Here is a 19,697-nt window from a genome sequence, read left to right on the forward strand (position 1 = left end):
TCTGCCGCGCCATCAGTAGATCCTCGGGACAAGCCCGAGGATGACGACACTAGCGTGGTGCCATGATGATCCGGGACCGGCTTTAGCCAAGCCCAAATCAAGCCTCACCTTACTTCAAGAGCGCTTGCGCCTCTTCGATACCAAGCGCGGCCGGCTGCGTGCAGGTCGTGGTCAGGTCGATGAAACGGCCCTCTTCGCCCGATTTCAGGATCGATGTCATGACGTCGACGCCGTGCAGCGTGCGGTCGAGCGAGCAGCGCGCATCGCGGCCCTCGATCAACGACATCGCCATGTCGGCCAAGCCGGCGGTGCGGTAGTTGGCCCGCGATCCGCTCGGGTTTTCCTGGTTGATCTTGCCGAATGGATGCTCCCAGGCATCGAGCGGCTTGATGTCCTTGTCACGGCCGCTTGCCTCGACCACGCCGCCGAAGAAGTTCGGATCCGGAACGTAGAGCGAACCGTCGGTGCCGTAGAGTTCCATATTGGCATGGCGGTGCGACCACACATCCCAGCTTGCCGTCAGCGTCACCGTGGCGCCGTTGACGAATTCGAGCAGCGCCTGGATCGTCGTCGGCGTCTTGACTGGGATGATCTCGCCATTGCGCGGCGCGCTGGTGATCGTGCGGGTGGGCGACGCCATCGAGGTCATGCCGCCGACCCGCTTCACCGGTCCGATCAGGTTGATCAGATTGGCGATGTAATAAGGGCCGAGATCGAGGATCGGGCCGCCGCCCGCCAGGAAGAAGAAATCCGGGTTCGGATGCCACATTTCCATGCCGGGGCTCATCACGTAACAGGCGCCCGAGGTCACCCGGCCGATGCCGCCGTCGTCGATGAACTTGCGGGCGAGTTGATGGGCGCCGCCGAGGAATGTGTCGGGGGCGCAGCCGACGGCGAGGTTCTTTTCCTTGGCGATGCGACGAAGCTCCTCGCCCTCTTCGAGCGAAAGCACCAACGGCTTTTCGGAATAGACGTGTTTTCCGGCCTCGAGGATCGCCTTCGATACCCGGAAATGCGCATCCGGGATCGTCAGGTTGACGATGACGTCGATCTCGTCATTAACGAGAAGCTCGTCGATCGTCTGCGCTTTGACGCCATATTCCTCGGCCCGCGCCTCGGCCGCCTGCACGTTGATATCGGCGCAGGCGAGCACCTTCAACCCCTTAAAGAGCGGTGCCAGCGAGAAATAAGTGGTGGAGATGTTGCCGCATCCGATGATGCCGACGCCAAGTTCCTTGGTCATGATGAAGCCTCAGTAGGTCTGGAAGGATGCGATCGAGCGGCTGATGTTGCGATCGATGTCATTCGGGTTATCGTGTTCGACGACGTAGTGCTTGGCCTTGGTGGCGCGCAACGCCGTCATCAGCCTGGCCCACTCGACCTTGCCGTGACCGACATCGGCCCAGCCGCTCTCATCCGTCGCCTCGCCAGCCGGCGCGATGTCCTTGACGTGCACGGCGGTGATGCGGGACCCAAGCTTCTCGATCCAGGCGAATGGGTCGGCGCCGCCGCGGATGACCCAGGCAATGTCGGCTTCCCAGGAAATATCGGGCGCGCCTTCGAAGATGTGCTCGATCGGCCGCGAGCCGTCCTGCAGCTTGAAGAATTCGAAATCATGATTGTGCCAGCCGAATTCGTAGCCGGCAGCCTTATAAGGCTTGCTGATCTCCTGCAGGCGCTTGCCGAACGCGACCCAGCCGGCAGCGTCGGACGGGCGTTCTTCGGCCGCCAGATGTGGCGCATAGATCGAATCCATGCCGAGGATCTTGGCAATATCAAGCGACTTCTGAACTTCCTTCTCCAGAAAATCAGGGCTGAAATGGCCGGTCGCCATGACCAGGCCATTCTTGTCGAGATCGGCGCGAAGGCTCTTCAGCCCGGCATCGTCGAGATCGGCATAGATGCCGCCGAAGCCTTCGACTTCGGCATAGCCAGCCTTGCCGAGCTTTTCGAAAATCACAGAATAGGGCTGGAAGTTGCGGGCGCTATAGAGCTGGTAGCTGAGTTTCGTCATCATGTTCTCCTTGGGCCTCGTGCCCATTCTTGCAAGATCAATCCGCCGACTGGCAGGAATACAGGTCGTAGAACCGGAACTCCGGAAGTGCGCCACGATCAAGCGGCCGTGCCGGAGTAAAGGTGATGCGGCGGCTCTCGCCGGCCGCAAGATCGAAGGCGTTGTCGGAATATTTGCCGTCGGTCTCGGTTTCGATCATCACGAAAAGCGCAAGTCCACTAGCGGTGACGTTGATGTCGACGGAACCATTCTCCTCGACATATTCGTGGGTAACTGTCAGGCCCGAGGGCTCCAGCTCCAGCGCCTTGTATGTGCCGTTGACGTAATGCCCCTCGCCGCCCGTACCGTTCGACGCGGTGAAGTGCCAGGCAAGCAGCGTTCCCTCGGGAATATCGGAGACGTCAATGCTCGTGGCAGTGACGGCCGCATCCGGCGAACACACAGCCTTCACGTCCTTCAGGTGCCGGCGTTCGCCCTTTACCGTCAGGATCGAGACTGCAAGATCAACGCTGACATCGGCAAGCGTGTCATTGACCAGCGAGAGGCGGATCGTCTCTCCGTCATCGGAAGGAATGGCAGCGACCGCGACCGGCTGGAAGAAGCGCTTGACGAGGTAGTGCATCGCCTTCCAGCGGCCGCCGTAATCGAGGCTCGACCAGGAGGCCACCGGCCAGGTGTCGTTGAGCTGCCAGTAGATCGTACCCATACAATGGGGTTTGAGCGACCGCCAGTATTCCACCGCCGTCTTGATCGCCAGCCCCTGCTGGATCTGGGACAGATAGACGAAGTTCGGAAAATCCTTGGGGAAGCGGAAATAACGGAACATCGTGGCGGCGATGCGCTCGTTGCCGCCGGCATTCTTCTGGTGAAGCTCCATGACGGGGGAAGCGACGTTCATGTCCTTCTCCTCGGCATAGGTCCTGATCACAGGCAGCGAGGTATAGGACTGGAAGCCGAATTCCGAGCAGAAGCGCGGACGCACCGAACGGTAATTGTCGAACGACTTGTTCTCGTGCCAGACCGACCAGTAATGCATGTCGCCGGAACCGTCGGCATGCCAGGCATCGCCGAAATCGAGATAGCCGGACGCCGGGCTCGACGGCCACCAGAGCGCGCCGGGCAGCGCCTTCTTCACCGCCTGCTCAATCGTGCGGTTGAGCCGATCATAGGAGACGAGATAGCGGTCGCGGTCCTTCCTCGATTCCTCGAACCAGGTCAGCGCCCCGACCAGCTCGTTGTCCCCGCACCAGAGCGCGATCGACGGATGCGAGGAGAGCCGGCGCACCTGGTAATCGACCTCGATCGTTACATTGTCGAGGAAGTCCTCGGTCGAGGGGTAGAGGTTGCAGGCGAACATGAAGTCCTGCCAGACCATGAGGCCCAGCCGGTCGCAGAGATCGTAGAAATGATCCTGCTCATAGAAGCCGCCGCCCCAGACGCGGATCATGTTCATATTGGCGGCTTTGGCCGATTGCAGCAGATCCTCGGTCTTCTCAGGCGAAGACAGCGAAAACAGCGCGTCGGCCGGGATCCAGTTGGCGCCGCGGCAGAAAATCTCGCGGCCGTTGACCTTGAAGGCGAAGCGGCTGCCTGACGCATCCGGCGTGGTGATCAGTTCGATGGTGCGAAGGCCGATCTGCTTGGTCACCTCATCCGTCGGCAATTCGACGCAAAGCCTGTAGAGCGCCTGCTCGCCGCTGCCGGAGGGCCACCAGAGGCGTGGATTGTCGATATGGAAGAGGTGGTTGACATGGGTCTCGCCATTGACGCCGACATCCAGGCGCACGCGCTCGCCGTCGAGCTCGAAATAGACCTGGGCAATATCTGGTCCCTTGGAAAACAGCGTCGCCGTCACTTTGAGATCGACTGTGCCGTCGTTATTGTGGGTCTGGCGGGTGACCACATGTTCGATGCGCGCGGTTTCGAGCTTCTTCAGCGCGATCGTCCCATAAAGGCCGAGCGGGGCAATGGCGATGTTCCAGTCCCAGCCGAAATGGCATTGCGGCTTGCGCAGCATGTTGCCGTCGGGGATTGGCGAATTACCGGTGCTGTAGGGAATGTAGAAGGGCTGCTGTTTCTGTCGCGCAGCGCCGACGGCGATGTTGGAGGCAAAGACGATGCGGATGCTGTTGTCGCCTGATTTCAGCATGCTGGAGACATCGGGCCGGTAGCGGCGGAAGCTGTTATCGGCTTCGAGCGCCAGGAAGCCGTTGACGTGGACGCTGGCGACCGTGTCGAGATAGTCGATATCGAGATACCAGTCGCCCTCGACCTCAGGAAGCGTGAAGCTGCGCTCGACAGCCCATTCACGTTCCGCGACCCACTGCACCTTTTCCTCGTTGCGGCCGAAATAGGGATCGGGGATCAGTCCTGCCCGGTGCAGCGCCGTGTGCACGTCGCCCGGCAGCATGATCGCGGTGCGGATCTCGCCGTCGACGGAGGCGAGCTGCCACGAACCGGAAAGATCGATGTTGGGAGTAGTTGATCGATGCGTCACGATATCGTTTCCGATTTATGATTTTGAAAGAGACGGCGCTTGGTCGTCGTCCGGTCGTTGTCGTTCGGCAGGGTCCGGTGGATGACTGAGGTTCCGGCTTGGCTCCCCGCTTCTCCCCAGCGGGGGTCCGGAGGACGGGTCGAGACCCGCGGCTCGACCCTGGTCGGTGGCCCGAAGGGTCGGATGAGGGGGCCACACGGCACACCCTTCATTGCCCTTCGCTTCCGCTCAGTGCATTCGCTCCTGTCGTCGCTCACCCCCTCAACCGCCTGCCGGCACCTTCTCCCCGCTGGGGAGAAGAGATGTGTAGCAGAGCCTCGGTCCCCTTCTTCTCCGCCGGAGCCAGGGGATCGGACAGGAGCGGTGGGAGGCCTGACGGCCAATTAAATCCTGTCCTCCGTTTCGGCGTCGAAGACCGAGGCGACCGTCATGTCGAAGCTGAGCTTCACCTTGGCTCCGACGTTGAAGCGGCGTGCGCCGTTGACACGTACCGACATCGTGTGACCGGCGTGTTTCAGCCACAGCAGATTGTCCGCGCCCATCGGCTCCTCGATATCGACGGTGGCGTCATGTTCTTCGCCGCCGGTATTCTCGTTGACCTTGATGTGTTCTGGACGAACGCCGAGCACCACTTTGCGGCCGGGCTGCAGCATCTCGCTGGCGTCGTAGGCAGCGAGCGAGAAAATGACGCCGTTGGCTGAAAAGGCAATGCCGCCGCCTGATTTGACCAGCTCGCCGTGCAGGAAATTCATCGACGGCGAGCCGATGAAACCGGCGACGAACAGATTGCGCGGCCTGTTGTAGATCGTCGTCGGATCGTCGAGCTGCTGAATGATGCCGCTCTTCATGATGGCGATGCGGTCGGCGAGCGTCAGCGCCTCGATCTGGTCGTGGGTGACGTAGATCATCGTGTTCTTCAGCGACTGGTGCAGGCGCTTGATCTCGACGCGCAGCTCCGAGCGGAGTTTGGCGTCGAGATTGGACAGCGGCTCATCGAACAGGAAGACGTCGACATCGCGCACCAGTGCCCGGCCGATCGCCACGCGCTGGCGCTGGCCGCCGGAAAGCTCGGCCGGCTTGCGCTTCAGCAGCGGCTGAATCTGCAGAATTTCGGAGGCACGCGCCACCCGCTTGTCGATCTCTGCCTGAGGAACCTTGGCAACGCGAAGACCGAAGGACAGGTTCTTCTCGACGGTCATCTGCGGATAGAGCGCATAGGACTGGAACACCATGCCGATGCCGCGGTCCTTAGGCTCTTCCCAGGTAACGTTCTTGCCCTTGATGAAGATCTGCCCTTCCGAGGCATCGAGCAGGCCGGCGATGCAATTCAGCAAGGTCGACTTGCCGCAGCCGGACGAGCCGAGCAGCACGAGAAATTCGCCATCATTGATGTCGAGGTTGAGATCCTTCAGCACGCTCACCGCACCGAAGTTCAGGGACAGATCCTTGATGGAGACGCTTGCATTCATATTCATGAGATCAACCCTTCACTGCGCCGGCGGCGATGCCGCGGACGAACAGCCGTCCCGACACGAAGTAGACGATGAGCGGCACGAGACCCGTCAGGATCGTTGCCGCCATGTTGACGTTGTATTCCTTCACGCCCTGGACGGAATTGACGATATTGTTGAGCTGCACGGTCATCGGATAGGTATCCGGCCGGGTGAAGACCACGCCGAACAGGAAGTCGTTCCAGATGCCGGTCACCTGCAGGATCATCGCAACGACGAAGATCGGCAGCGACATCGGCAGCATGATCCGCAGGAAGATCTGCCAGAAGCCCGCCCCGTCGACACGCGCCGCCTTGAACAATTCCTCCGGCAGCGACACGAAATAATTGCGGAAGAGCAGCGTCAGGATCGGCATACCGAAGATCGAATGCACGATGACGAGGCCGGTCAGTGTGCCGTAGATGCCGATTTCGCGCAGGATGATGACGATCGGATAGATCATCACCTGATAGGGAATAAATGCCCCGATAATGAGGATCGAGAAGAAAAGCTCAGAGCCTCTGAAGCGCCAATTTGCCAGCGCGTAGCCGTTCACCGAGGCGATCCCGATAGAGATGACGACCGACGGCACCGTGATGCGCACCGAATTCCAGAAACCGCGCGACAAACCATCGCAGTTGAGGCCGGTGCAGGCCTGCGCCCAGGCTTTCACCCAGGGTTCGAAGGTGATCTCCACCGGCGGCGAAAAGATGTTGCCGAGCCGGATTTCCGGCATGCCCTTCAGCGAAGTCACCACCATCACATAGAGCGGCAGCAGGTAGTAAAGCGCTGCAACGATCAGCGTACCGTAGAGCATGATGTTGCGCGCCGACAGCGCCGGGCGTGGCCGGGGGCCGCTGGGGCCTTCGCCGAGTTTTGGTGCAACGGCGTCCATCCCGGCAACAACCGTGTTGAGCGTTTCTATATCAGCCACGTTTGCGCCCTCCGCCGAATTCCAGATAAGCCCATGGAACGATGATGATCGCGACAGTGACGAGCATCATGGTCGAGGCGGCAAAGCCCTGCCCCAGGTTCTGCGCCTGGAACATGTAGTCGTAGACATATTTCGCCGGCACCTCCGAAGAGATGCCCGGTCCGCCCGATGTCTGCGCGACCACGAGGTCGTAGACCTTGACGATGCCGGAGGCGATGATCACGATCGTCGTGATAAAGACCGGCCGCATCATCGGGATCACGATGAAGAGATAGGTCCTCCACATCGGAATGCCGTCCACGCGCGCCGCTTTCCAGATGTCCTCGTCGATCCCACGCAAGCCGGCAAGCATCAGGCACATGACGAGACCCGTTCCCTGCCACAGCGCCGCGATCAGAATGCCGTAGATGACGATTTCAGGCGTATAGAGCGGATTGAAGGTGAAACTCGTCCACCCGATCGAGCGGACCACCGCCTGAATGCCGAAATCGGGGTTCAGAACCCATTGCCAGACGAGGCCCGTCACGATGAAGGACAGCGCGAAGGGATAGAGAAAGATGGTGCGGAAGGTGTTTTCGAAGCGGATTTTCTGGTCCATCAGCGCGGCGAGCATGAAACCGATGACCAGGCTGAAGATCAGCGAGAGGATGCCGTAGACAGCCAGATTCTCGATCGCCGTCACCCAGCGGGGTGCCGCCCAGAGGCGCTGGTACTGATCGAAGCCGACAAAGCTCAACCGCGGAAGGAGCTTGGAATTGGTGAAAGAATAAAAGACCGTCCAAAACGTGCCGCCGACAAAGATCACCAGCGCTGTCAGGATCATCGGGATAGACGCAATCTTGGCATTCAGATTGCGCAGCAACTTGTTTGGCCGGCCTGCTCGCGCTTGACCCGTCATAAACACTTCTCCTCAATCGCAACTGCGACAACTAACAGAACGGCAAGGCGCCGCCTGTCGTCTCCACCTCTGAGACCTGCTGAAGATACCAGAGAGACGCCGCCGCCCGCCGGACCATCACCGACCGTCCGGAACGATCCGGCTCCTATGGGAGCCGGACCGCAAGGGCAGCGAATCTGCTGATCAGTCAGCAGAAGCGATGATCCCGGCGAAACGCTTCTGGGCGTCTTCCGGCGTCATCGACGGATTGGCGAAGAATTCGGAGAAAAGGTCTTCCTTCTGCTTCTGGCTGTCGGCCGAAAGCAGTTGGTCGGTGCCTTGGATCACGTTGCCCTTGGCCAGGATGTCGAGACCCTTCTTCATGCAGTCGTTGGCGGCAGCGAGATCGACGTCGCCGCGAACCGGCAGCGAACCCTTTTTCAGGTTAAAGGCAACCTGGGTCTTCGGATCGAGCAGGGTCTTGGCAAGCACGGCCTGCGCCTTGGACTTTTCTTCGTCCTTCAGCAGCGGGAAGTAGAAGGCGTCGCCGCCAGTCGAGATGATCTCGTTCACGCCGAGGCCCGGCAGGCAGGTATAGTCGGTACCGGCTTTCTGACCGGCGAGCGCGAACTCACCCTGCGCCCAGTCGCCCATGATCTGGCCGCCGGCCTTGCCTGTGATGACAAGGTTGGTGGCCTGGTTCCAATCCTGGACGTTGCTGCCTTTGGCCATGCGCCGAGCGTCGTCGGCCGCCTTGAACACCTTGGCGATTTCGGGACCGGCGGCAACTTTCGCATCCTTGTCCTTGAAGACCTTGTTGAAGGTGTCCTTGCCGGCGACCGCAACCATCAGCACGTCGAAGGCGCCTGTCGCCTGCCACGGCTGACCGCCGACGGCGAGCGGAATGATGCCGGCCTTTTCGAGAGCCGGAGCCGCAGCGACGAACTCATCCCAGTTCTTCGGAACTTCGACGCCGGCCTTCTTGAAGGCGGCGTTCGAAAGCCACAGCCACTGCCAGGAGTGGATGTTGACGGGAGCGCAGTAGATCTTGCCGTCGATGGTGCAGGAATCGAGCAGGCTCGACGGACGAATGATATCCTTCCAGTGCTCGGCGGTCGCCACATCGGTCAGGTCGCGCATCAGGCCGGCCTGAACGAGTTCCTCGGCCTGGCGGCCATGGTTGAACTGAGTGGCGCCCATCGGATCGCCGCCTGTGATGCGGCTGATCATGATCGGACGGGCAGTGCCGCCGGAACCGGCGATAGCACCGTCGACCCAGTGGTTGCCGGTGGCGTCGAATGCCTTTGCCAGCTCGGCGACGGCAGCGGATTCACCGCCCGAAGTCCACCAGTGCGTGACTTCGAGATCGGTGGCGTTGGCGGCGCCGAACGGAAGCGCGACCGAGGCGGCAAGCACGGCCGCCAATATACGGATTTTCATGAGTTCTCCTCCCTCACTGAAACGTTGCCGGAAAAACTTAGATCAATCGATTTCTCCACACGCAAATTTTTCCGCGATAACGCGAAATGCTACTTCTGCCTGTTTCCATCAGAAGCGCCGCATCCCCTGAAGCGAGATTCAGTCGGCCGTTCTCGCACATGCGTTTTCTATTTATCTTTCTGAATTTGCGTAATAATTTTAAATAGTAAATTTAGTTGCGCGATTCGGCCTCTTCGCAATCGCAAAAAAACAGAGCACGAATTGCCGATTCAACCTATGCGTATCATGCTGCAATGCACACAACAAAAAGCACTCGACATTTCTACTGTATCGTTACAGATTGCATTCCTCAGGGAGGTGCGATTTTGGCATGCGGCGGGCTTACGACGCTGGAAAAAGCCTCTATAAGCGTCACCAATTCGCGCAGGACGGCCTAAAGGGATGGAAAACAAGGGAAATTTTGGGAACGCGGCATCGACGCCGGCAGCGCGCGAGCGCCCGACGTTGAAGACGATCGCCTTCATGACCGGCCTTGGCGTGACGACGGTATCGCGCGCGCTGAAGGATGCGCCGGATATTGGGGCGGAAACCAAGGAGCGAGTGCGCATGGTCGCCCGCCAGCTCGGCTACCAGCCGAACAGGGCAGGTGTGCGCCTGCGCACCGGCAAGACCAACGTCATCGCCCTCGTTCTCAGCATCGACGAGGAGATCATGGGCTTCTCGAGCCAGATGGTCTTCGGCATCTCCGAGGTGCTATCCGGCACGCCCTATCATATCGTCATCACGCCGCATTCCCACAGCAAGGACCCGATGCTGCCGGTGCGCTATATCCTCGATACAGGCTCGGCCGACGGCGTCATCATCTCGCGTATCGAGCCGGACGATCCGCGCGTGCGGCTGCTGACGGAGCGCGGCATGCCCTTTGCCACGCATGGGCGCACCGATGCGGGCTTGACGCACCCCTTCCACGATTTCGACAACGAGGCCTTCGCCCACCAGGCGGTGGAAAAGCTCGTCAAGCGCGGCCGGCGCCGCATCGCCCTGCTGCAGCCGCCGAGCAAGCTCACCTACTACGCCCATATCCGCATCGGCTTCCAGACCGGCCTGCATGATTACGGCGCCGAGGAAGTGCCGCTGCGCGTCAACACCGACGCACCGCTCGCCGACATCCGCGACATCGTCGAGGTGATGATGCGCTCGGCCAATGCCCCCGACGGCATCGTCTGTTCGGCTGGTAGTGCTGCAATCGCCGTCAATGCCGGCATCGAGGCCGCGGGCAAGGCGCTCGGCCGCGATCTCGACATGGTTTCCAAGCAATCGGTGCCGATCCTGAACTGGATCCGCCCCGAGATCATCACCGCGCAGGAAGACGTGCGCCAAGCCGGCCGCGAAATGGCCAAAGCCGTCATCGCCCGCATCGACGGCGTCGAACCGGAACTGCTGCAGAGCGTAAGCCAGCCGACCTGGCCGGAGAGCGGCAGGTAGGCGGTCGGTTGAGGGAACGGATCGTCGGGCGCAAATCCCGACGATCGGCTTTGGATCATCACAGGTCGTCGACGACGAAATTCACCAGTCGCCCCGGGACCAGAACTTCCTTAACCACCGTTTTGCCGTCGAGCAAGGCCATGACGGAAGGTTCGGATCGCGCCGCTGCAAGCAGCGCCTCGCCGAGATCGGCGGCGGCTTCGAAGCGGTGGCGAACCTTGCCGTTGATCTGCACGACATATTCGCGGGTCTCCATCTCGATCATTGCAGAATCGAAGGTGGGCCAGGAAACCCATGTCAGTGTTTCCCCGTGACCAAGCTTGCTCCATAACTCCTCCGCAATGTGAGGCGCAAAGGGTGCGAGCAACAGCACGAATGTCTCCACCACTTCGCGCGGACGCACTGCTTCCGCCGTCAGTGCGTTGGCCAGTTCCATCAGCCGGGAAACCGCGGTATTGAACCGAATTGCTTCGATATCCGCCGTCACGGACTTCACCGTCTGGTGGCACAAGCGAAGAAGCTGCGGGCTGGGGGCCGCCTCCAGCACCACTGGAGACAATCCGTCGCTCTCGTCGCAGACAATACGCCAGGCACGCTCCAGAAACCGACGCACGCCGATCAAGCCAGCGGTCTGCCAGGGTTTTGCCGCGTCCAGAGGTCCCATGAACATCTCGTACAGGCGCAAGGCGTCGGCCCCAAACTGATGGACGACATCGTCGGGATTAACAACGTTCAGCTGCGACTTCGACATCTTCTCGACGGCGCGCTGCACCTCGACCGGCCCAGCGAACCATCTACCCTCCTCGCTGACGACGGAAGACGGCTCGTAATACCGGCCCGCCGCGTCGCGGTAGGAATGAGCAAGGATCATGCCTTGGTTGAACAGCCGCTGGAACGGCTCTTCCGTCGAAACGACGCCGATGTCGTAGAGCACCTTATGCCAGAAGCGGGCATAGAGCAGATGCAGGACCGCGTGTTCGGCGCCGCCGACATAGAGATCGACCGGCATCCAATAGCGCTCGGCCTCGCGCCCGACGGGTTCGCTGGCGTTTTCCGGATCGAGGAATCTGAGATAATACCAGCAGGACCCCGCCCATTGCGGCATCGTGTTGGTCTCCCGCCGTGTCGGAATGTCGGTGCCCGGCACGATCGTTTCGACCCAGGCCGGCGCACGGACAAGCGGCGGTTCGCCATCCGGCGTCGGAGCGTAGTCGTCCAGTTCAGGCGGCAGCAGCGGCAGGCATTCCTCGGGCAGCGGCATCACCGAGCCGTCCGCCAGATGCAGCACCGGGATCGGCTCGCCCCAGTAGCGCTGGCGGGAGAACAGCCAGTCACGCAGGCGATAGGTGACCTTAGGCCAGCCTGCGCCGCTCGCCTGCAGCCAAGCGATCATGGCTTTCCTAGCCTCCGGCGAGGCCAGACCGTTCAGGGAGCCGGAATTGACCATCCTCCCCTCGCCCTCAAACGCCGTCTTTTCGATATCGTCGGCACTGTCGATCACGCGAATGATCGGCAGGCCCTGCGCGCAGGCAAAAGCGTGGTCGCGCGCCTCATGAGCCGGCACCGCCATCAGGGCGCCGGTGCCGTAGCCAGCCAGCACGTAATCGGCCACCCAAACCGGCAGCCGGGCTCCGCTGGCAGGGTTGATCGCATAGGCGCCGGTGAAGACGCCCGTTTTCTCGCGCCCGGCATCGGCCCGCGCCGTCTCTTCCAATCCTTCGGCCTCGGCAATATAGGCGGCCACCGCCTCGCGCATTTCCGGCGTGACGATGGCGGCAACTGCCGGATGTTCCGGCGCGAGCACGATATAGCTTGCTCCGAACAGGGTCTCGGGGCGCGTCGTGAAGACGGTGATGACCTCTTTGCCGTGCTCGAGCGGAAACCGAATTTCGGCGCCCTCGGAGCGTCCGATCCAGTTGCGCTGCATGGTTTTCAGGTTTTCGGGCCAGTCGAGGCCGTCCAGTCCCTGCAGCAGCCGATCGGCATAGGCCGTGATGCGCAGCATCCACTGGCGCATCCTGCGGCGGATGACGGGATCGCCGGTCTCGACGTAACGCCCGTCCTTGACCTCCTCGTCGGCGAGCACCGCGTTCTGGGCCGGGCACCAGTTGACCGCGACCTCGGCTTGATAGGCGAGGCCCTTCTCGAACAGCTTCAGGAAGATCCACTGCGTCCAACGCACATAAGCGGGGTCGGTCGTCGCGAACTCGCGGCTCCAGTCATAGGAGAAACCCAACCTCTGCACCTGCCCGCGAAACGTCTCGATATTGCGCTTCGTCGTGATATCGGGATGCACACCAGTCCGCATCGCGTGGCGCTCCGCCGGCAGGCCGAAACTGTCCCATCCCATCGGATGCAAGACATTGAAGCCGCGCATGCGTTTGTAGCGGCACGTTATATCAGTGGCCGTATAGCCGAGAGGATGGCCGACATGCAGGCCCGCACCGGAAGGATATGGGAACATGTCGAGTGCGTAGAATTTCGGTCTGGCCGGATCGATTTCCGCTCGGAAGATATGGTGGTCGGCCCAATAGGCCTGCCACTTCGGTTCGATCTTTGTGGGATCATAAGGCATGAATTACTCCTGGCGCCGGCCGGATTTGCGGCGGCGTGTCCTGAAAAATGGAGGCGTTCTTTGGTTCAGGAGCAGCTACGGCTGCCGGTGCTCCGGTAACGTCCGGCAGCCGCGGCTAAGTCGAATCGCGTGCGGAGTTGCGACGCAGGACGTCCGCACGAAAACAGCGCGATGTGGCTTTGATCTGGTGTTCATGGGCGGTGGCTCAAGGCAAATAAGGAGAAAGCAAACGACGGTGTTAACCCGGCTCCGATCAGGAGGCCGTGGTGGTAAGTCGTGCGTCGCGTGCGCGAACGTCTGCTGCTTGAGTTGCCATAACCATGAACCAAGAGTGCCCGATATGATCGCTTCTGCCAAGAGTGCATTCGCGCGAAATCAGGATCTGTTCAATTCCGCGGCGCGCTCCTCACCAACTGATCGAGCACCGCGGCGACCTTCGGGTTACGCACCTCGCCGCGCCGGGTAATCGCATAGATGCTCCGGTAGGTGGATGGCGCCAGCGGCTTGACGGTCAGGCCTTCGCCAAAATCTCGAAGCGCCAGTCCGGGCATCACTGAAATCGAGCAACCGGCTTCGACAAGCGCGAAAACCACTTCGAAACTGTCGCTGAAGCCGTTGATGACGGGCTCGAAACCGATGTCGCGGCAAGCCTGGCGGATGGCCATGGAATAGGCGCTGGAGGCAACGTCGAGCGCCCAATGTTCATCCCTCAGCTGTGCGAGTTCGATGACGGGCTCGCCCTCCAGCCTGTGGCCAGCGGGCAGAAGCACGAAGAGCTGGTCGCGGCACAGAAACAGCGTGTCGGCCGCGCCCTCCAGCGTATGTGGATCGAACGATATGTCGTCGGCAATGACGATATCGGCCTGCCAGGCCCGGAGTGCCGCCACGCCTTCGGCAGGCCCCATCGTCGTCATGACGATGTCGAGATGCGGATGGTCGATGGCGAGCTGGCGCATCGCAGCGGGAATGAAGGACGAGGCCGCGGAAGGTTGAGTGGCGATCCTCAGGTCGCCGGCAACGATATTCTGCAGCTCGGCAATATCGGTCTTGGCTTCCTCGACAATACCGAAGATCCGGTCGGCATGCACAACGAGCCGCTGGCCGGCCGGTGTCAGCGTCACCCCTCGCCCGCGCCGCTCGACGAGCGCAATGCCGACTTCGTCCTCCAGTTGGGCGATCTGCTGGGAAACAGCCGATGAGGAAATACCCAGCGCGTCGGCGACCGCCGCCATCGTCTCGCGGCGCGAGAGTTCGCGAAGCGTGCGCAATCGAAAAAATCCAAATCGGGTTCCCTCAGTTGATCGATAGGCCATAATTTGAAAACTGCACCCTACCCTTGGTTTCGTAAGCGGCACATCGGCTCGAAAAAGCCCAGATTGCCCGCCATCTCAGAAACGAGTCACGGAGATATCGACAGGATGCAGCAGAGCGGCGTGCCCTATTTCAGTCAATGGGAAACACCCGGTATGACATTGCCGGTGCTTGCCGAGGGATCGCAGGCCCTGCTTGGCGATCCGCTCTGGCGCCATTCGGGAGCCGCGACGATCGAGGAATATGCGCGCTGGGCGGTCAATGTCTGCGGCATGGCCTGCCTGAAGATGATCCTTGCCGCCCGCGGCGAGATTCATCGGACACTCGAGCTTGCCCGCGCCTGCACTGCCTATGGCGGTTATCTCGTCAGCGAGATCGACGCCTCGATCAAAGGGCTAATTTACGCGCCCTTCGTCCGCTTGGCAGCCGACCGCTTCGGACTTAGCGCGGAGACGATCACCGGCGTCGAGACATCGGCCATTCCCGGGCTGCTGTCGAAGCGCCGGTTCTTCATCGCCTCGGTGAACTCGGGCATTCGCTGGCCGGAGCGCGAGCCGCCGTCGAAAGGCGGACACCTGGTGCTGGTGACGGCAGCCAGCGACGAGACAATCCGCTTTCACAACCCGTCCGGCCACGACGAAGCGAGCCAGGCCGATGTGACTCTGCCGCTTGCGGTCTTCGACCGTTTCTTCGCCAATCGCGGCATATCGGTCGACGCCTGACCTATTCAACAACACCAGATCGTCTCGGAGGCTTTCATGACCCCATCTCCAAACAGGCTGCGCATTGCCGTGCTCTTCGGCGGCCGCTCGGCCGAACATGAAGTTTCCGTGCTCTCGGCAACCAACGTCATGGGCGCGCTCAAGCCCGAAAAATACGACGCCATCCCTGTTTTCATCACCCGCGAGGGGCAATGGCTGCTGAGCAGTTTCGAGGACGGCATACTGGCGACGCCTTCATCGGGCACGGAAATCTGCCTGGTGCCGGGTGGGCGCGGCCGCGTGCTGGCAATCCCAGCTCATGGGGCGCCGCATGACCTGCCAAAGGTCGACATCCTGTTTCCCGTCCTCCACGGCCAGTATGGCGAGGACGGATCGGTACAAGGCGCGGCGGAAGTGGCTCGCGTTCCACTCGCCGGTTGCGGCATCCTCGGCTCCGCCGCAGCGCTCGACAAGGACATCGCCAAACGTCTTCTGAGGGCGGCGGGCCTGCCGGTGGCGCGCGCGGTGACGATCCATGAGGGTGCAGCCCCTTCACTGGCAGCCCTGGAGGGTGAGCTCGGCCTGCCGCTCTTCATCAAGCCTGCGCGCCAGGGATCGTCGGTCGGCGTTGCCAAGGTCCATGCCAGCCAGGAATTCGCGCCCGCCCTTGCTGAGGCCTTCCGCCACGATCGCACGCTACTCGCCGAGGAATTCGTGCGCGGCCGTGAGATCGAATTCAGCGTCTTGGAAGATCCGGCAGGAGAACTCTTCGTCTCCCGGCCGGGTGAGATCGTGCCGGCGGAAAGCCACGGTTTCTATAGCTACGATGCCAAATATGTCGACGAGAAAGGTGCGGCGCTGAAAGTGCCGGCCGAACTGCCGCAGGAGGTCGAGACCGCCATGCGCGACGTAGCCGCAAGAGCCTTCAGGGCGGTCGGCTGCGATGGCATGGCCCGCATCGACTTCTTCTTGACGGATGACATGCAGTTCCTCGTCAACGAAATCAACACCATCCCCGGCTTCACCGATATCAGCATGTATTCCAAGGCTATGGCGGCAAGCGGCGTCACCTACGCCGAAATCATCGACCGCCTGGTGGATCACGGCCTGGCGCGCGCCCGACGGGCCGCCTGAGACGGGAGCTTGATCATGAACAGGTCGGTCTTGATTTCGGGATGTTCCGGCGGTGGAAAATCGACACTGCTTGCGGAACTTGCCGCCCGGGGTCATGCCATCGTCGAAGAGCCCGGCCGGCGAATCGTCAAACAGGAGCTCGAGGGCGGCGGCGCAGCCCTGCCCTGGGTCGACATGGCGGCTTTTGCCCGCCGCGCAATCGAGATGGCGATGGCCGACCACACAGCGGCGCGTGAGCAGCCGGGCTGGACGTTTTTCGATCGTGGGCTGATCGATGCGGCGGTAGCGCTGCAGCACCTGACCGGAGAACCGGTCCTGGAGAAATTGAGCGCCGCCCACCGCTATCACCCGAGGGTTTTTCTCACGCCGCCATGGCCCGAAATCTACACGACCGACCCCGAGCGGCGCCATGGCTTCGACGAGGCGGTCGCCGAATATGATCGACTTGTCGCCGTCTATCCCACGCTCAGCTACGACATCGTCATGCTGCCGAAAATCGCGGTCGCCGACCGGGCGGATTTCATCCTCGACTGCCTCTCTCGGGAACCGAAGCAGCAGTAGACGAGATCGTTAGAGCCTGCGAAAAATGCACCACTGGAACGACTGCCGGCCGCCGCCGGGTGTCGTGTGTTCCTCCCGCCAGTCACGCTGAAGCGCGAAGGTGGACGAGAATTCGGTCGCAAGCGCCACCGCGTCGTAACGCTGGACCGGCAATCCGCTGCACCGTTCCGGCCCGTCCGGCGCGAAAGTCGCGATGATCACGACGCTGCCTGGCGCTGTGCCGCTTTCGAGCGCGCGGCGGTAGGCCAGCCGCTGCTCGGGCTCGGTGAGGAAGTGAAAAACGGCGCGGTCGTGCCACACATCGTAGTGGCGGTCGGGTTGCCATGACGTGACGTCGGCAACCACCCAGGCGATGCGGGCGGCTTCATCCCGCAGCCGCGCCTTGGCGACGTCGAGCGCCGGCGCGGCGATGTCGAGGATGGTGAGGTCGGACCACCCGCGCTCGACAAGACAGTCGACAAGGCTCGATGCGCCGCCGCCCACATCGATCAGCGAGGCCGTGACCGGCAGTTGCAGCTCGTCAAGCGCCCGTAAGGAAGGCCCGGGCATCGGCTGATACCAGCTGACGCTGTCGGCAGATTTCGTGCGGTAGACCTCGTCCCAGTGTTCCCGCTTCTCGCCTGTCATCCGATATCCCCATCTCTTGCCGAGCCCGATATCCTACAGCGCCGAGCGTCTTTTCAGACGCGCAAAGGACGCTGTAGCACTTTGAATTAAGCAGTAGCTGATCAACATGTAAGAACTGAGACGTCTGCAACCAATCGCAGTGCGCCCAAGACCATGTTCCGCGTTTCAGGACGCGAGGTGACGGTAAACGAGATCGGCAGGCTCCGTTCGGGGTGCTGCGGGATCGAGACGCGCGCCCAGCCGCTCCGCAACGGCAACGGATGCCGCATTGCCTGGAGCGATATAGCTGACGAGCGACGACAGCTTAAGCGTCGCGAAGGCCCAGTTGCGCAGCGCGAGCGCCGCTTCGGTCGCATAGCCTCTGCCCTCGTATGCCTCATAGACGAACCAGCCCAGTTCCTTTTCGGGAAAGAGTGGTCCGTGATTGATCCCCACCTGACCGACGCATTCGCCGGTTTCGCCAAGCTCGATCGTCAGCGCTCCGTGCCCGAAAAGCTGCCAGAGAGCGACGTCGTGACAGAACATTCCCCAAGCCGCGCGCAGATCGAACGGGCCGCCCATTCCGACGGATCGCGGCGACGCCATGATCTCAGCATAGGCGGCGAAATCGCCGATATCAGGCATGCGGAGCTTGAGACGCTCGGTTCGAATGGTCACCGTGCCCGCTTCGGACATGTCGTCACCTTCTCTGTCAGCTTGGGTTTGGAGTTTCGGCCGTTGAACGGACTATTCTAGCTTTCGAATGCCGGAACGAATTGCAACGTCCCGCTTGGTGGAGATCCCCGAAAGACAATCCTCTGCACGAGCCGCGTATCGAGGTCGAGATACTTCAGTTGTCCGTCGCTCCTGAAACCGACACGGCTGTAGATCTCGGGATTGCCGATCAGGGCGCATCCGCTCGCGCCCATCTCGTTCAACAATTCGAGACCCAGTGCAATCATCGCCTTGCCGATACCCTGCCGCTGTCTCTCCGGCTTGACCGATATCGGCCCCAGCCCGAACCAGCCATCATTCGCGCCCTCGATCGTCACCGGCGAAAACGCCACATGCCCGAGGATCTCGCCGTCCTGCTCGGCCACCAGCGATATCGTTAGATCGCCGTTTTCGCGAAGTCTTCGGACAATCTCCGCTTCCGTCCCGTCGCTGTAAGTCATCGGCTTGAAGGCGGTCCAGGTCAGATTATGGATCGCGTCGATATCCTCCGGCGTTTCGTCTCGGATAAGCATGTCCATCAATCCTCAATCGCCACAGGTTCAATGCAAGGAAAGTCGAAGACCAGCAAGCCGGGCTCCTCCAGCGGCAGCTGCGCCACGACCTGTCCTTCCGGGTTCAATACCGCCGTCGGCCCCCAGGCAATGCGCCCGTCACGCTCGCCTGTCACGTCGGACGAGATCAGCCACAGACCGGTTTCGCGGCATCGTTCGCCGCGAACGGCATTATGCATCTGCTTGAATATTTCCGCCTTTTCCCGTGGCATCATGTTGTTGGAGAGGCATACGATCAGCGACGCGCCAGACGCGGCGACCTTTGCCGCTGCTTCGGGAAAATTCGTGTCGTAGCAGATGTTGATCCCGACGCGCAGAGCACCGATCGCAAAGAGCGGGCTATCCTTTCCCGCCTCGAAAGCCCGTTCGCCGCGCAGCAGGTGGGCTTTCCGGAAGCGGCCGAGGAGAACGCCGCGCTCGATGACAACAGCGGTGTTGAACAATCGCCCGTCATCGACCTCAATGAGCCCCATGACCAGCACCGGTCCCGACTTCGGCAGCCGGTCCAGGACCGCGGCGAACTCGGCGGATGTGAAATCGAGAGCAACGCGGCGCGCCGATGGTTCATCGACCAAGTAGCCCTGCAAAAAACCTTCGGGAAAGACCAGCAAGGCCGCACCATCAGCCTCAGCAAGCGCTGCGACCTTTACGGCATAATCCAACGCTGCCCGGACATTCTCCCGAAATTCCGGCGTCTGCGCGGTGGCTATCCGAGTGCTCGTCACTTAGATCTCCGGTTTCTCGGCCGCGGCATCTCAGCAAAAAGGCCCAGCGCAGTGGCCGGGC

Annotated in this window: 17 protein-coding genes; 4 read left to right on the forward strand and 13 right to left on the reverse strand. The window is 61.4% G+C overall.

What is annotated here, in order from left to right:
* Positions 1-109: 109 nt before the first annotated feature.
* The 7 genes from N1937_RS11960 to N1937_RS11990 all read right to left on the reverse strand — a co-directional run bounded on the left by N1937_RS11960 (position 110) and on the right by N1937_RS11990 (position 9,252).
* Positions 110-1,243, reverse strand: a complete 1,134-nt coding sequence (locus tag N1937_RS11960; protein ID WP_260058897.1) for a Gfo/Idh/MocA family protein — start codon at positions 1,241-1,243, stop codon at positions 110-112.
* Between the two features lie 9 nt (positions 1,244-1,252).
* Positions 1,253-2,014, reverse strand: a complete 762-nt coding sequence (locus N1937_RS11965) for a sugar phosphate isomerase/epimerase family protein (protein ID WP_017964640.1) — start codon at positions 2,012-2,014, stop codon at positions 1,253-1,255.
* A gap of 37 nt (positions 2,015-2,051) precedes the next feature.
* Positions 2,052-4,511 carry a beta-mannosidase gene (locus tag N1937_RS11970; protein WP_222294654.1) on the reverse strand — a complete coding sequence of 820 codons (2,460 nt, stop codon included), beginning with the start codon at positions 4,509-4,511 and terminating at the stop codon, positions 2,052-2,054.
* A gap of 383 nt (positions 4,512-4,894) precedes the next feature.
* Positions 4,895-5,986: an ABC transporter ATP-binding protein gene (locus tag N1937_RS11975; RefSeq protein WP_017964642.1), complete on the reverse strand. Its 1,092-nt coding sequence runs from the start codon at positions 5,984-5,986 to the stop codon at positions 4,895-4,897.
* A 4-nt stretch (positions 5,987-5,990) separates the two neighbouring features.
* Positions 5,991-6,935: a carbohydrate ABC transporter permease gene (locus N1937_RS11980; protein WP_017964643.1), complete on the reverse strand. Its 945-nt coding sequence runs from the start codon at positions 6,933-6,935 to the stop codon at positions 5,991-5,993.
* Complete coding sequence (locus tag N1937_RS11985; RefSeq protein WP_017964644.1) at positions 6,928-7,833, reverse strand: carbohydrate ABC transporter permease; 906 nt, start codon at positions 7,831-7,833, stop codon at positions 6,928-6,930. Before N1937_RS11985 ends, N1937_RS11980 begins: the two co-directional genes overlap by 8 nt.
* Positions 7,834-8,016: 183 nt before the next feature.
* Positions 8,017-9,252 carry an ABC transporter substrate-binding protein gene (locus N1937_RS11990; protein ID WP_017964645.1) on the reverse strand — a complete coding sequence of 412 codons (1,236 nt, stop codon included), beginning with the start codon at positions 9,250-9,252 and terminating at the stop codon, positions 8,017-8,019.
* Positions 9,253-9,693: 441 nt separating this feature from the next.
* Between N1937_RS11990 and N1937_RS11995 the strand changes: the two genes are divergently transcribed.
* Positions 9,694-10,737: a LacI family transcriptional regulator gene (locus N1937_RS11995; RefSeq protein ID WP_162117688.1), complete on the forward strand. Its 1,044-nt coding sequence runs from the start codon at positions 9,694-9,696 to the stop codon at positions 10,735-10,737.
* Between the two features lie 58 nt (positions 10,738-10,795).
* Here N1937_RS11995 and leuS read toward each other — a convergent pair whose 3' ends face one another.
* On the reverse strand, positions 10,796-13,312 hold the full coding sequence (leuS, locus tag N1937_RS12000) for a leucine--tRNA ligase (RefSeq protein WP_260058900.1): 2,517 nt from the start codon (positions 13,310-13,312) through the stop codon (positions 10,796-10,798).
* A gap of 386 nt (positions 13,313-13,698) precedes the next feature.
* Positions 13,699-14,625, reverse strand: coding sequence for a LysR family transcriptional regulator (locus N1937_RS12005; protein ID WP_311202847.1), 927 nt, complete (start codon positions 14,623-14,625; stop codon positions 13,699-13,701).
* Between the two features lie 105 nt (positions 14,626-14,730).
* Here N1937_RS12005 and N1937_RS12010 point away from each other — a divergent pair, with 105 nt between their 5' ends.
* Genes N1937_RS12010 through N1937_RS12020 form a run of 3 tightly spaced genes read left to right on the forward strand, consistent with a single transcriptional unit; the run spans position 14,731 to position 17,019 of the window.
* Complete coding sequence (locus tag N1937_RS12010) at positions 14,731-15,345, forward strand: C39 family peptidase (protein WP_260058903.1); 615 nt, start codon at positions 14,731-14,733, stop codon at positions 15,343-15,345.
* Positions 15,346-15,381: 36 nt separating this feature from the next.
* A complete protein-coding gene (locus tag N1937_RS12015; protein ID WP_222387535.1) occupies positions 15,382-16,458 on the forward strand; it encodes a D-alanine--D-alanine ligase family protein in 1,077 nt (358 codons plus the stop codon).
* 15 nt (positions 16,459-16,473) lie between these two features.
* Positions 16,474-17,019: an AAA family ATPase gene (locus tag N1937_RS12020; protein WP_260058905.1), complete on the forward strand. Its 546-nt coding sequence runs from the start codon at positions 16,474-16,476 to the stop codon at positions 17,017-17,019.
* Between the two features lie 9 nt (positions 17,020-17,028).
* Here N1937_RS12020 and N1937_RS12025 read toward each other — a convergent pair whose 3' ends face one another.
* The 4 genes from N1937_RS12025 to N1937_RS12040 all read right to left on the reverse strand — a co-directional run bounded on the left by N1937_RS12025 (position 17,029) and on the right by N1937_RS12040 (position 19,636).
* A complete protein-coding gene (locus N1937_RS12025; protein WP_260058907.1) occupies positions 17,029-17,646 on the reverse strand; it encodes a class I SAM-dependent methyltransferase in 618 nt (205 codons plus the stop codon).
* A gap of 165 nt (positions 17,647-17,811) precedes the next feature.
* Positions 17,812-18,321 carry a GNAT family N-acetyltransferase gene (locus N1937_RS12030; RefSeq protein WP_260058908.1) on the reverse strand — a complete coding sequence of 170 codons (510 nt, stop codon included), beginning with the start codon at positions 18,319-18,321 and terminating at the stop codon, positions 17,812-17,814.
* A 56-nt stretch (positions 18,322-18,377) separates the two neighbouring features.
* Positions 18,378-18,872 carry a GNAT family N-acetyltransferase gene (locus tag N1937_RS12035; protein WP_260058909.1) on the reverse strand — a complete coding sequence of 165 codons (495 nt, stop codon included), beginning with the start codon at positions 18,870-18,872 and terminating at the stop codon, positions 18,378-18,380.
* Between the two features lie 5 nt (positions 18,873-18,877).
* The gene (locus N1937_RS12040; protein ID WP_260058910.1) at positions 18,878-19,636 is read right to left on the reverse strand and encodes a carbon-nitrogen hydrolase family protein; all 759 of its coding nucleotides are present in this window, start codon (positions 19,634-19,636) and stop codon (positions 18,878-18,880) included.
* Positions 19,637-19,697 lie beyond the last annotated feature (61 nt).

This window comes from Rhizobium sp. WSM4643, assembly GCF_025152745.1.
GTDB lineage: Bacteria > Pseudomonadota > Alphaproteobacteria > Rhizobiales > Rhizobiaceae > Rhizobium > Rhizobium leguminosarum_I.